This window comes from Burkholderia sp. MSMB1826 (assembly GCF_001526325.1).
Taxonomy (GTDB): Bacteria; Pseudomonadota; Gammaproteobacteria; order Burkholderiales; family Burkholderiaceae; genus Burkholderia.
The window spans coordinates 638,361-651,462 of record NZ_LOYN01000022.1 but is presented as its reverse complement, the minus strand read 5'-3'; the positions used below and the strand labels follow the sequence as shown (position 1 = coordinate 651,462).

General features: G+C 68.2%; 13 protein-coding genes. 4 read left to right on the top strand and 9 right to left on the bottom strand.

Features of this window, described 5'->3' with window-relative positions; genetic code table 11:
• The first annotated feature begins 12 nt into the window (after window positions 1-12).
• A complete protein-coding gene (gene dpsA / locus WS95_RS15200; protein ID WP_034206455.1) occupies window positions 13-501 on the top strand; it encodes a non-specific DNA-binding protein DpsA in 489 nt (162 codons plus the stop codon).
• Between the two features lie 206 nt (window positions 502-707).
• Complete coding sequence (ubiA, locus tag WS95_RS15195; RefSeq protein ID WP_059824501.1) at window positions 708-1,571, top strand: 4-hydroxybenzoate octaprenyltransferase; 864 nt, start codon at window positions 708-710, stop codon at window positions 1,569-1,571.
• 108 nt (window positions 1,572-1,679) lie between these two features.
• Here ubiA and proC read toward each other — a convergent pair whose 3' ends face one another.
• From proC to WS95_RS15165, 6 genes are all read right to left on the bottom strand, one after another.
• Window positions 1,680-2,492 (bottom strand): pyrroline-5-carboxylate reductase, encoded by an 813-nt coding sequence (gene proC / locus WS95_RS15190; RefSeq protein WP_059779248.1) that lies wholly within the window; start codon window positions 2,490-2,492, stop codon window positions 1,680-1,682.
• A gap of 53 nt (window positions 2,493-2,545) precedes the next feature.
• Complete coding sequence (locus WS95_RS15185; RefSeq protein WP_034206458.1) at window positions 2,546-3,244, bottom strand: YggS family pyridoxal phosphate-dependent enzyme; 699 nt, start codon at window positions 3,242-3,244, stop codon at window positions 2,546-2,548.
• A gap of 133 nt (window positions 3,245-3,377) precedes the next feature.
• On the bottom strand, window positions 3,378-4,604 hold the full coding sequence (gene glcF, locus WS95_RS15180) for a glycolate oxidase subunit GlcF (protein ID WP_034206459.1): 1,227 nt from the start codon (window positions 4,602-4,604) through the stop codon (window positions 3,378-3,380).
• A 7-nt stretch (window positions 4,605-4,611) separates the two neighbouring features.
• Window positions 4,612-5,700, bottom strand: coding sequence for a glycolate oxidase subunit GlcE (gene glcE, locus WS95_RS15175; protein ID WP_059779250.1), 1,089 nt, complete (start codon window positions 5,698-5,700; stop codon window positions 4,612-4,614).
• Window positions 5,701-5,884: 184 nt separating this feature from the next.
• A complete protein-coding gene (locus WS95_RS15170) occupies window positions 5,885-7,378 on the bottom strand; it encodes an FAD-linked oxidase C-terminal domain-containing protein (protein WP_034206461.1) in 1,494 nt (497 codons plus the stop codon).
• 37 nt (window positions 7,379-7,415) lie between these two features.
• A complete protein-coding gene (locus WS95_RS15165) occupies window positions 7,416-8,825 on the bottom strand; it encodes an FAD-binding oxidoreductase (protein ID WP_034206462.1) in 1,410 nt (469 codons plus the stop codon).
• A gap of 136 nt (window positions 8,826-8,961) precedes the next feature.
• Between WS95_RS15165 and WS95_RS15160 the strand changes: the two genes are divergently transcribed.
• Together WS95_RS15160 and hmpA are read left to right on the top strand one after the other, a co-directional pair.
• A complete protein-coding gene (locus WS95_RS15160) occupies window positions 8,962-9,513 on the top strand; it encodes a cob(I)yrinic acid a,c-diamide adenosyltransferase (protein WP_059824499.1) in 552 nt (183 codons plus the stop codon).
• Window positions 9,514-9,607: 94 nt separating this feature from the next.
• Complete coding sequence (hmpA, locus tag WS95_RS15155) at window positions 9,608-10,816, top strand: NO-inducible flavohemoprotein (RefSeq protein WP_059824497.1); 1,209 nt, start codon at window positions 9,608-9,610, stop codon at window positions 10,814-10,816.
• A gap of 97 nt (window positions 10,817-10,913) precedes the next feature.
• On the opposite strand, the gene WS95_RS15150 is transcribed toward hmpA, so the two are convergent.
• The 3 genes from WS95_RS15150 to aroG all read right to left on the bottom strand — a co-directional run bounded on the left by WS95_RS15150 (window position 10,914) and on the right by aroG (window position 12,767).
• The gene (locus tag WS95_RS15150; protein ID WP_059824496.1) at window positions 10,914-11,303 is read right to left on the bottom strand and encodes a type II toxin-antitoxin system VapC family toxin; all 390 of its coding nucleotides are present in this window, start codon (window positions 11,301-11,303) and stop codon (window positions 10,914-10,916) included.
• Window positions 11,300-11,569, bottom strand: a complete 270-nt coding sequence (locus WS95_RS15145; protein WP_059824494.1) for a type II toxin-antitoxin system Phd/YefM family antitoxin — start codon at window positions 11,567-11,569, stop codon at window positions 11,300-11,302. The genes WS95_RS15150 and WS95_RS15145 overlap by 4 nt, the downstream gene beginning before the upstream one ends.
• 124 nt (window positions 11,570-11,693) lie before the next feature.
• The gene (gene aroG, locus WS95_RS15140) at window positions 11,694-12,767 is read right to left on the bottom strand and encodes a 3-deoxy-7-phosphoheptulonate synthase AroG (RefSeq protein WP_059779255.1); all 1,074 of its coding nucleotides are present in this window, start codon (window positions 12,765-12,767) and stop codon (window positions 11,694-11,696) included.
• Between the last annotated feature and the right edge of the window lie 335 nt (window positions 12,768-13,102).

Here is a 13,102-nt window from a genome sequence, read left to right as displayed (position 1 = left end):
GGAGTCCCGAAGATGGCCAAGAAAGGCAACGCCACGCAGATCAACATCGGCATCAGCGACAAGGACCGCAAGAACATCGCGGAGGGCCTGTCGCGCCTGCTCGCCGATACGTTTTCGCTGTACCTGAAGACCCACAATTTCCACTGGAACGTGACCGGACCGATGTTCAACACGCTGCACCTGATGTTCGAGGAGCAGTACAACGAACTATGGCTCGCGGTCGACTCCGTCGCCGAGCGCATTCGCACGCTGGGCGTCGTCGCGCCCGGCACGTTCGGCGATTTCGCGAAACTGTCGTCGGTGCCGGAAGCGAAGGGCGTGCCGGCCGCCGAGGAGATGATCCGCCAACTCGTCGAAGGGCACGAGACGGTCGTGCGCACCGCGCGCGAAATCTTCCCGATCGCCGACGCGGCGAGCGACGAGCCGACCGCCGACTTGCTCACGCAGCGCTTGCAGACGCACGAAAAGACCGCATGGATGCTGCGGTCGCTGCTCGCGTGAGCCCGAAGCCGCTGGCGCGTCAGGCCGGGCCCGGGCGGGTCGGCGCCGAATCTGTCCCTGGATCGATGTCCGCCGCCGCGCGGCCGTGCGCAGCGGGCCGGAGCGGCCGGCCCGCCCGCCGCGACCGTGGGCCGCGGGTCGCGCCGACATGACGCGCAGCGCCGCTCGGCTCTAAAATGCCGGGATTCTCTTCCTGGTGCTTCGCCATGCTTGCCCGCTTTCCCCTGTATCTGCGGCTCGTCCGGATGGACAAGCCGATCGGCAGCCTGCTGCTGCTGTGGCCGACGCTCAACGCGCTGTGGATCGCATCGGACGGTAAGCCGCGCTGGCCGCTGCTCGTGATCTTCACGCTCGGCACGCTGCTGATGCGCTCGGCCGGCTGCGCGATCAACGATTACGCCGACCGCGATTTCGACCGCCACGTGAAGCGCACGGCCGACCGGCCGCTGACGTCGGGCAAGATCCGCGCATGGGAGGCCGTCGCGATCGCGGTCGGGCTGTCGTTCGTCGCGTTCCTGCTGATCCTGCCGCTCAATACGCTGACGAAAGAATTGTCGGTCGTCGCACTGTTCGTCGCCGGCTCCTACCCGTTCATGAAGCGCTTCTTCGCGATTCCGCAGGCGTATCTCGGCATCGCGTTCGGCTTCGGCATCCCGATGGCGTTCGCGGCCGTGCAGGACACGGTGCCGATGCTGGCGTGGGTGATGCTGGTCGCGAACATCTTCTGGTCGGTCGCGTACGACACCGAATATGCGATGGTCGATCGCGACGACGACATCAAGATCGGCATCCGCACGTCCGCGCTGACGTTCGGCCGCTTCGACGTCGCGGCCGTGATGGCGTGCTACGCGGTGACGCTCGGCATCTACGTGTGGATCGGCGTGACGCTCGGCTTCGGCATCGCGTACTGGGCCGGCTGGGCGGCGGCGCTCGGCTGCGCGCTGTATCACTACACGCTGATCAAGGGTCGCGAACGGATGCCGTGCTTCGCGGCGTTCCGCCACAACAACTGGCTCGGCGGCGTGCTGTTCGCGGGCATCGCCGCGCATTACCTGCTGGCCGCTCGCTGAACGACACCCCGACATATCGCGCCTTTGCGGGCGGCGCCAACGAAAAAAGCGACCCGACGGTCGCTTTTTTTACGTCCGGCGCCGGCCAAACCGGCGCCGTTGTCGCGCTTACGCGCGACCGAGCTCGTCGCCCATTTCCTTCGCGCGCGCGTCGGCCGCGAGCGCGCCGCGCACGATCGCTTCCTTCACGCCCTGCGCGTCGAACGCCGCGAGCGCGGCGGCCGTCGTGCCGCCCTTCGACGTCACGCGTTCGCGCAGCACGCTCGCCGGCTCGCCCGATTGCGCGGCCAGTTGCGCGGCGCCCGCGAACGTCGCGACCGCGAGCGCGCGGCCCTGTTCGTCGTTCATGCCGAGACGGCGCGCGGCTTCCTGCAGCGCTTCGATGAAATAGAACACGTACGCGGGGCCGCTGCCCGAAATCGCCGTGACCGCGTCGAGCTGCGATTCGTCGTCGAACCATACGATCTCGCCGACCGCGCCGAGCACGCTCGACGCGAGTTCGCGGCCTGCCGCGTCGACGCCCGGCAGCGCGGCCAGGCCGGTCACGCCCATGCCGACCAGCGCCGGCGTGTTCGGCATCGTGCGCACGACGCGCGCGTAGCCGCCGAGCCAGCGGGCGAGATCCGTGCCGCGGATGCCGGCCGCGATGCTGATCACGAGCTGCGACTTCAGGTGCGGCGCGAGCGCCTGCGCGACGTCCTTCAGCACCTGCGGCTTCACCGCGAGCACGATCGCGTCGTAATCGGCGAGCGTTGCGTCGACGGCCGCGCCGGTGCGCACGCCGAATTGCTGCGCGGCGCGCGCGCGGACGTCTTCGTTGATGTCGACGGCATACAGGCCGTCCGCGGCGACGCCGCGCTTGATCAGGCCGCCGATCAGGGCCGCGGCCATGTTGCCGCCGCCGATGAATGCGATTTTCATGATGTCGGGAATGAGCGAGTGAGTGAACGGAAAGGCGGAAAAGAACGCGGCGTTCAGCGCGAGTAGTCGCGCGCGCCGAAGATCGCGGTGCCGACGCGTACGATCGTCGCGCCTTCGAGCACGGCCGCGTCGAGATCGGCGGACATGCCCATCGACAGCGTGTCGAGCGGCAGGCCGTCGGCGCGCAACGCGTCGAACAACGCGCGCAGCGCGCGGTGCGGCGCGCGCTGCGCGTCGGTGTCGGCGGCCGGCTCGGGAATCGCCATCAGGCCGCGCAGCCGCAGCGACGGCAGCGCGGCGACCGCCCGCGCGACCTCGGCCACGTCGGCCGGCGCGACGCCGCTCTTCGACGCCTCGCCGCTGATGTTCACCTGCACGCATACGTTGAGCGGCGGCAGATGCGCGGGGCGTTGTTCCGACAGGCGCTGCGCGATCTTCAGCCGGTCGACCGAATGGACCCAGTCGAAGCGCTCGGCGACGGGGCGCGTCTTGTTCGATTGCAGCGGCCCGATGAAATGCCATTCGAGGCTCGCGCGCAGGTCGGCGAGCGCGTCGATCTTGTCGATCGACTCCTGCACGTAGTTCTCGCCGAAGGCGCGCTGCCCGGCTGCATGCGCGGCGCGCACGTCGTCGGCCGGAAACGTCTTCGACACGGCGAGCAGCGATACGGTGGCGGGATCGCGGCCGGCCGCGCGGGCGGCGTCGGCGATGCGGCGGTGAACGGAGTCGAGACGGGCGGCGAGATCGGACATGACGGGCACGGAAGCAGGCACGCAAGCAGCGCGGAAACGGGCATGAAGCCGATGCGCAGCGATCCGCGGCGCATCGATCCGCTCATTATACGGACGCTGCGCGCCTGCCCGTCATGCGTGAACGGGCGCTAGCCTAGCCGTACAGCAAATGCTCGACGAGCTGGATCCAGTGGGCGACCGGCACCTGCGTGCCGCTTTGCAGATGCGCGATGCAGCCGATGTTGCCGGATACGATCATCTGCGGTTCGAGCGCCTGCAGCTTCAGCAGCTTCTGCTTGCGCAACCGGTACGACAGCGACGGCTGCGTCAGCGAGTAGGTGCCGGCCGAGCCGCAGCACAGATGACTGTCGGCCGGCAGCCGCACGTCGATGCCGAGCGTCTCGAGCAGGCGCTCGACCTTGCCGCGCGACTGCTGCCCATGCTGCAGCGTGCACGGCGGATGGTACGCGACCGTATGGATCGCGCGGCGCCGGGCGATCGTCGCGAGTTCGGCCTCGAACGCGAGCAGCACGTCGGAGATGTCGCGCGTCAGCGACACGATGCGTTGCGCTTTCTCCGCATAGGCCGGATCGTCGCGCAGCAGGTGCGCGTATTCGAGCACCGTCGCGCCGCAGCCCGATGCATTCATCACGATCGCCTCGGCGCCCTGTTCGACGTGGGGCCACCACGCGTCGATGTTGCGGCGCGCGTCGTCGAGCGCTTCGTCGTGATAGTTCAGATGCAGGCGGATCGCGCCGCAGCAGCCCGCGTCGGGCGAGACGACCGTCTCGATGCCGAGCGCGTCGAGCACGCGTGCGGTCGCGATATTGATGTTCGGCAGCATCGACGGCTGCACGCAGCCGCCGAGCATCAGCATCTTGCGCGTATGCGTGCGGTGCGGCCATTCGAGCAGCCGCGTGCGCGGCGGCACCTTGTCGCGCAGCCGCTTCGGCAGCAGCGGCCGCACGTGCTGGCCGAGCCGCATCGCCGGCGAGAACAGCGCGGCGTTCGGCACGACGCTCGCGAGCACGCGGCGCATGAGCCGCTGCTGCGCGGGGCGTTCCACCTGCGCCTCCACGTGCTTGCGGCCGATCTCGACGAGCCGGCCGTACTGGACGCCGGACGGGCAGGTCGTCTCGCAGCTGCGGCAGGTGAGGCAGCGGTCGAGGTGCTGCTGCGTGCTGCGCGTGACGGGCGCGCCTTCGACCATCTGCTTGATCAGGTAGATGCGTCCGCGCGGGCCGTCGAGTTCGTCGCCGAGCAGTTGATAGGTCGGGCAGGTCGCGGTGCAGAACCCGCAGTGCACGCACTTGCGCAGGATCGCGTCGGCCTCGTCGCCGTCGGGCGTATTGCGGATGAAATCGGCGAGGTTCGTTTGCATCCTGCCCTCAAAGTTCCGGGTACAGCCGGCCGCGATTGAAGATGCGCGCGGGATCGAACGCGCTCTTCAGCCCGCGGTGGATCTTCATCATCGGCGCGGGCAGCGGTGTGAACACGCCCGCACTGCGGTCGTAGGTGTCGCCCGCGCGGAACAGCGTCGCATGGCCGCCGGCCTGCTTCGCGCTCATGCGCACGGTCTGCGCGTCGGCGTCGGTGATCCACCAGCGCTGCGCGCCGCCCCATTCCATCAACTGCGTGCCGGGCAGATGCATCGGTTCGGTGATCGACGGCAGCGACAGGCGCCACAGCGCGTAGCCGGGCGGGATGCCGTTGAAGAACGGATCGGTATGCTCGCGCAGGCCGGACCAGAAGCGCTCGGCCTCGACCGCGTCGACGACTTCGCCGCCGAGCAGCGTTTTCGCGGATTTCACGGCGGCTTCCGCGCCCGACAGGCGCAGCACGAGCGTGCCGTTGCGCCACGCGCTCGCGCTGACCGGCAGCGGATGGCCGCCCCATTCGTTGAGCTTGCGCACCGCGTCGGTCGCTGTCATCTCGAATTTGAGCGTGACTTCGGCGACAGGCATCGGCAGCACCTTGATCGACAGGTCGAGCATCAGCCCGAGCGTGCCGAGCGCGCCGGCCATCAGCCGTGACACGTCGTAGCCGGCGACGTTCTTCACGACCTGCCCGCCGAAGCGCAGCGTTTCGCCGCGACCGTTCATCAGCGTGGTGCCGAGCACGAAATCGCGCGGTGCGCCGCAGGTGGCGCGGCGCGGGCCCGCGAGGCCGGCCGCGACGCAGCCGCCGACGGTGGCCGAACGGCCGAAGTGCGGCGGCTCGAACGGCAGCATCTGGCCGTGCTCGGCGAGGACGGTTTCAAGTTGCGCGAGCGGCGTGCCTGCGCGGACCGTGACGACGAGTTCGGCCGGGTCGTACGACACGACGCCTTGAAACGCGCGCGTGTCGAGTATTTCGCCCTCGAGCGCCTGGCCGTACCAGTCCTTGGTGCCGCCGCCGCGGATCCGCAGCGGCCGGCCGTCGGCACTGGCGGCGCGGATGCGCTCGGCCCATCCGGCGACGATGTCGTCCTCTTCCATGTTCCGTTGCTTTCTCGTCTCGTTGTCCGGTCGATTGTACCGGGGTGGCGCGATTCCACATCGCGACTATCCCTAAGCCCAGTCCCGCAGCCGGCATGTGCGGCCGGCACGCGAACGCGCCGCGCGGGCACGGCGGACCCGCGCCCCGCGGCCGCCGGTGCGGGCCGCGACCCGCGCGCGCCGCTCAGAAGCGCGGCAGGTCGGGGTGCGGCAGCAGCCCGCCGCGCACGTGCTGGCGCCCGTATTCGGCGCAGCGCGCGCGGGTCGGGATGCCCTTGTCCGGGTTCAGCAGCCCGGCCGGATCGAATGCGCGCTTGACCGCGAAGAACGCATCGCGCTCCTGCGGCGAGAACTGCACGCACATCGAATTGAGCTTTTCGATACCGACGCCGTGCTCGCCCGTCACGCTGCCGCCGAATTCCACGCAGCATTCGAGGATCTCCGCGCCGAACTGCTCGGCGCGGTGCAGCTCGTCCGGATCGTTCGCGTTGTAGAGGATCAGCGGATGCATGTTGCCGTCGCCCGCATGGAACACGTTGATGCAGCGCAGCCCGTAGCGCGTTTCGAGCTGCTCGATGCGCGCGAGCAGCGGGCCGATCGCGCGGCGCGGCACGGTGCCGTCCATGCAGTAGTAATCGGCGGAAATGCGGCCGGCGGCCGGGAACGCGTTCTTGCGGCCGGACCAGAAGCGCAGCCGTTCGCTTTCGTTGCGCGACACCTGGATGCGCGTCGCGCCGTGTTCGCGCAGCACGGCCGTCATCCGCACGATTTCCTCGGCGACTTCTTCGGGCGTGCCGTCCGATTCGCACAAGAGGATCGCCTTCGCGTCGAGGTCGTAGCCCGCGTGCGTGAACGCCTCGACGGCCTGCGTCGCCGGCTTGTCCATCATCTCGAGCCCGGCCGGGATGATGCCCGACGCGATGATCGCCGCGACGGCCTCGCCGCCCTTGACGACGTCGTCGAAACTCGCCATCACGAGCTGCGCGGTCTGCGGCTTCGGGATCAGTCGCACCGTGACCTCGGTGACGATCGCGAACATCCCTTCGCTGCCGATCATCACGGCAAGCAGGTCGAGGCCCGGCATGTCGAGTGCGAGCGAGCCGAACTCGACGATCTCGCCGTCGATCGTCACCGCGCGCACGCGCATCACGTTGTGCACGGTCAGCCCGTATTTCAGGCAGTGGACGCCGCCGGAATTTTCCGCGACGTTGCCGCCGATCGTGCAGGCGATCTGCGACGACGGGTCGGGCGCGTAATACAGGCCGTACGGCGCGGCCGCTTCCGAGATCGCGAGGTTGCGCACGCCGGGCTGCACGGTCGCCGTGCGTGCGTACGGGTCGACTTCGACGATGCGCGTGAAGCGCGCGAGCGACAGCACGACGCCGAGCGCGATCGGCAGCGCGCCGCCCGACAGGCTGGTGCCGGCGCCGCGCGGCACGATCGGCACTTCCATGCGGCGGCAGATCTGCACGATCCGCTGCACCTGCGACTCCGTCTCGGGCAACGCGACCGCGAGCGGCAGCCGGCGGTACGCGGACAGGCCGTCGCATTCGTACGGCGCCGTGTCCTCGTCGCGGTACAGCAGGCAGTGCGTCGGCAGCACGGCCATCAGCGCCTGCACGACTTCGCGCTGGCGCTGCGCGCGTGCGGCGCTCGACAGTTCGACGGGAGCGTTCATGAGGTCTCCTGCGTGGGCGCGGCGTCGCGCCGCCGTGTCAGCACGTGAAAATCTTGCCCGGATTCATCAGGTTGCGCGGATCGAGCGCGAGCTTGATCGCGCGCATCGTGTCGATGGCGTTGTCGCCGTGCTCCTTCGGCAGGAAGCGCATCTTGTGCAGCCCGACGCCGTGCTCGCCCGTGCAGGTGCCGCCCAGGCGCAGCGCGCGCTCGACGATCCGGTCGTTGATGCGTTCGGCTTCGGCGAGTTCCTCGGGCTTGTCGGGATCGATCAGGATCGCGACGTGGAAATTGCCGTCGCCGACGTGCCCGACGATCGGGCAGGGCAGCGACGACGCGCGCAGGTCGAGCTCGGTTTCCTCGACGCACGCGGCGAGCTGCGAGATCGGCACGCACACGTCGGTCGTCACCGCGCGGCAACCGGGCTTCAACTGCAGCATCGCGAAGTACGCGTTGTGGCGCGCGGACCAGAGCCGCGTGCGATCCTCGGGGCGCGTCGCCCATTCGAAGCCCTGGCCGGAATGCTGGCCGGCGAGCGCCTGCACGAGTTCAGCCTGTTCCTTCACGCCGGCGTCGGTGCCGTGGAATTCAAAGAACAGCGTCGGCGCTTCGGTCAGCGTCAGGTTCGAGTGACGGTTGATCGAGCGCACCGCGAGCGCGTCGACGAATTCGACGCGCGCGATCGGCACGCCGATCTGGATCGTCTCGATCACCGTGCGGACCGCGTCGCCCATCGTCGGGAACGTGCAGATCGCGGCCGATACGGCCTCGGGCAGCGGATGCAGGCGCAGCGTGATCTCGGTGATCACGCCGAGCGTGCCTTCGGACCCGACGAACAGCCGCGTGAGGTCGTAGCCGGCCGACGACTTGCGCGCGCGCGAGCCGGTTTTCACCACGCGGCCGTCCGCGAGCACCGCGCTCAGGCCGAGCACGTTCTCGCGCATCGTGCCGTAGCGCACGGCGTTGGTGCCCGACGCGCGGGTCGCGGTCATCCCGCCGATGCTCGCGTCGGCGCCCGGATCGATCGGGAAGAACAGGCCGGTGTCGCGCAACGCTTCGTTGAGCGCCTTGCGGGTGATACCCGGCTCGACCGTCACCGTGAGATCTTCGGCGTTGATCGACAGCACGCGGTTCATGTCCGACAGGTCGAGCGACACGCCGCCGCGCACCGCGAGCAGGTGGCCTTCGAGCGACGAGCCGGCGCCGTACGGGATCAGCGGCACGCCGTAGAGCGAGCACAGCGACACGACTTCGCGCACGTCGTCGGTGCTGCGCGCGAACACGACGGCGTCGGGCAGTTGCGGATCGAACGGGGATTCGTCGCGGCCGTGATGGGCGCGAACCGCGTCGGCGGTCGACACGCGCTCGCCGAAAGCGGCGCGCAGCGCATCGAGCATGGCGGGGGGGAGCGGGCGGCGCGTGGCGGCCGGCGGGGCAGGGTGATTCACGAATGTCTCCTGACTACTTTTCATGCTGTCGGCTCATTCTACGCTGTAACGTCCGCTGCGCCTGCCGCCGCGGGCTGCGATAATCGCGTTCCAGCCAACCGGGCCGCGTGGCGGCCGCGCACGAGAGGACATTCGCATGGGCAACCGCTTGAGCAAGATCGCGACGCGCACGGGCGACGACGGTACCACCGGGCTGGGCGACGGGCGGCGCATCGGCAAGGACGACGCGCGGATCGCCGCGATCGGCGACGTCGACGAACTGAACTCGAATCTCGGCGTGCTGCTGGCCGAGGCGTTGCCGGACGACGTGCGCACGGCGCTCGTCACGATCCAGCACGACCTGTTCGATCTCGGCGGCGAGCTGTGCATTCCCGGCCATACGGTGCTCGACGATACGCATCTCGCGCGCCTCGACCGGTGGCTCGCCGACTACAACGCGACGCTGCCGCCGCTGAAGGAATTCATCCTGCCGGCCGGCTCGCGCGCCGCATCGCTCGCGCACGTCTGCCGCACCGTGTGCCGCCGCGCGGAGCGCTCGATCGTCGCGCTCGGGCGTGGCGACACGCTCAACGACGCACCGCGGCGGTACGTGAACCGGCTGTCCGACCTGCTGTTCGTGCTGGCGCGCGTGCTGAACCGCGCCGGCGGCGGCGCCGACGTGCTGTGGGAGCGCGGGCGCGTCCGCTAGCGCGCCGCCACGTTTTTGCGCACTGCGACAATTTGTCCGGCGGGCGTGCGTTTTTAAACATGTATTGTATGAGCATGTTTAACGGAGAACGCACATGACCCACCTCACCGCTGACCAGATGGCCCGTGTGAAGGCCACGGCCCCCGTCCTCGCCGAGCACGGCGCGACGATCACGAAGCATTTCTATCAGCGCATGTTCGCGCGTCATCCGGAACTGAAGAACCTGTTCAACCAGACGCACCAGAAGACCGGCAGCCAGCCCGAAACGCTCGCGAAGGCCGTTTATGCGTATGCGGCCAACATCGACAACCTCGGCGCGCTCGGCGGCGCGGTGTCGCGCATCTCGCACAAGCACGCGAGCCTGAACATCCGCCCCGAGCACTACCCGATCGTCGGCGAGAACCTGCTTGCGTCGATCGTCGAAGTGCTCGGCGACGCGGTCGATGCCGACACGCTCGAAGCGTGGCGCGTCGCGTACGGCCAGCTCGCGCAGATCATGATCGGCGCCGAGGCCGATCTGTACGCGAACGCCGCGTGGAGCGGCTTCCGCCCGTTCAAGGTCGCGCGCAAGGTGCGCGAAAGCGACGAGATCACGTCGTTCTACCTGACGCCCGCCGACGGCGGCGCGGCGCCGACGTTCGAGCCGGGCCAGTACCTCACCGTGAAGCGCTTCGTCGGCGACCTCGGCGTCGACCAGCCGCGCCAGTACAGCCTGTCCGACGCGCCGCACGGCAAGTGGCTGCGCATCTCGGTGAAGCGCGAGGCCGGCAAGGCCGAAGCGATCCCGGCCGGCAAGGTGTCGACGCTGATGCACGACGGCGTGGAAGAGGGCGCGATCGTCGAGGTGACCGCACCGATGGGCGACTTCTCGCTGAAGCGCGACGCGGATACGCCGGTCGTGCTGATCTCGGGCGGGGTCGGCATCACGCCGATGATGTCGATGGCATCGACGCTGATCGCCGAAGGCAGCAAGCGCGATGTGCGATTCATCCACGCATGCCGTTCGGGCGCGGTGCACGCATTCCGCGACTGGCTGAACGACGCGGCGCGCGAGCACGCGAACGTGAAGCGCACGGTGCTGTACGAACGGGTCGGCCCGAACGACCGCGCCGGTGTCGATCACGATCTCGAAGGGCGCCTGACGCCGGAGCGCGTGAAGCAATATGCGCTGGTGCCGGATGCCGACTACTACATCTGCGGGCCGATCGCGTTCATGAAGGCGCAGCGCGACGCGCTCGTCGCCCTCGGCGTCGCGCCGGAGCGCGTGAACACCGAGATCTTCGGCTCGGGTGCGCTCGAATGAGGATTCGACGGCCCGTTTCGGCGCACGCAACGACACAATGACAAAAGCCCGGCGCGAGCCGGGCTTTGTACTGGCAGCGAGCGCCGGACGGACGACTTCAGGCGCGCAACATCAGCGTTGCGTGATAGCGCCACACCTTCGGATCGGCACTGACGAGCGGCATGCCTTCATGCAGTGCCTGAGCGACCATTACGCGGTCGAACGGATCGGCGTGATCGGCGAAATCCGGCAGCGCGGCGACTGCCTCGGCGTGATCGCTACTGATCGGCAACTCGGCGAACCCGGCGAGCCGGAACGCCGAACGGGCATCCCGCGGATGAACAAGGAGATTGCCCTTGCGATGTTTGATTGCGATTTCCCAAATGGACGCGGTACTGACGTACAGCGTGTTCTCCGGATCGTCGATCAATGCGACTGCAGTCGGCGAAAGTTGCGATGCGCCTTCGGCCGCCCAGAGCGCGATATGCGTATCGAGCAACAGCTTCACGGCGCGAGTCCCTGGTCCGCGCTGGCATCGAAGTCGGCAGCGATCGATTCGTCGCCCGCATTGAAAGCCTCGACGCTGGTCGGGATGTGCAATCCGGCAAGCAGCTGACGCGCTGCGCCGATCCGCTTCGGGGCGGAGTAAGGCACGATCCGGGCGACCGGATGGCCATTGCGGGCAATCACGACTTCGGATTCGCGCCCCAATTCAAGCGCTTCGACGAGGCTTGAGAGCCGCGACTTGGCATCGTGCATGTTGACGGTCGGCATGGTTGCTCAATCCGGTTAGCTAGGTGGTGTTAGCTAGTCTAGCAGAGTGACACGCCAACCGCAGGCTGGCCGCATGGCCAATGCGCCGGCAGGCTGCGCCATACGGTCAGCCTGCCGGCGTCGTTCAGTTGCCGCTGCCGCGCGCGACCCGGCGCGCCTTCACGGCTTGCGCGAGGCCTTCGAGCACCTTCACGCTGTCGTCCCATGCGATGCACGCGTCGGTGATGCTCTGACCGTAGGTCAGCGCGCAGCCTTCCTTCAGGTCCTGGCGACCCTCGACGAGGTGCGACTCGATCATCACGCCGACGATGCGTTCGTCGCCGGCCGCGATCTGGCGGCCGATGTCGGCGCACACGGGGATCTGGTTCTCGTGCTTCTTCGAGCTGTTCGCGTGGCTCGCGTCGATCATCAGGCGCGCGGCGAGGCCGGCCTTGCCGATGTCCGCGCAGGCGGCGTTCACGCTGTCCGCGTCGTAGTTCGGCGTCTTGCCGCCGCGCAGGATCACGTGGCAATCCTCGTTGCCGGCCGTCGACACGATCGCCGAATGGCCGCCCTTCGTCACCGACAGGAAATGATGCGGCTGCGACGCGGCCTTGATCGCGTCGACCGCGATCTTCACGTTGCCGTCGGTGCCGTTCTTGAAGCCGACCGGGCACGACAGCCCCGACGCGAGCTCGCGGTGCACCTGCGACTCGGTCGTGCGCGCGCCGATCGCGCCCCACGAGATCAGGTCGGCGATGTACTGCGGGCTGATCATGTCGAGGTATTCGGTCGCGGCCGGCAGCCCCATTTCGTTGATCTGCAGCAGCAGCTCGCGCGCGGTGCGCAGCCCTTCGTTGATCTTGAAGCTGTTGTCGAGGTGCGGATCGTTGATGAGCCCCTTCCAGCCGACCGTCGTGCGCGGCTTCTCGAAGTACACGCGCATCACGATTTCCAGTTCGCCGTTGAAGCGCTCGCGTTCCTTCACGAGCCGGCCCGCGTATTCGATCGCCGCCTTCGTGTCGTGGATCGAGCACGGCCCGATCACGACGATCAGCCGGTCGTCCATCCCGTGCAGGATGCGGTGCATCGACTGGCGCGAGTGGTAGATCAGCTCGGACGCGGCTTCGGAGCACGCGAATTCGCGGATCAGGTGGGCGGGCGGCGTCAGTTCCTTGAGTTCGCGAATGCGGACGTCGTCGGTGTTGTGCGGGGGCATGCTGTTTCTCCTGGTTTTCCGGGGCGCCGTTCGGTCAGTGCGCGTGCGGCGGATTCATCGATTCGGGCAATTCGGTGGTGTCGGTCGGGGCCGCGGGACCGCTGCGGCGACGACCGGCTGGCGAAGGGCGAAAAAAAACCGCCGGGTTCGCCGGCGGTTTTTTCGGGAATTTCGGTTGCGCTTCACGCGCCATCAACCCTCTCGATCCGCCAGCGGTCTGAGATACCAAAAAAAGTAAAAGTAAAACTTGGCGGACATGACGGAAATTCGGCTCGTCAAAAAAGTTGATTCGGAATTTATACCCCGTCCCTGGACGGCTGGCAACCGGGAATCGT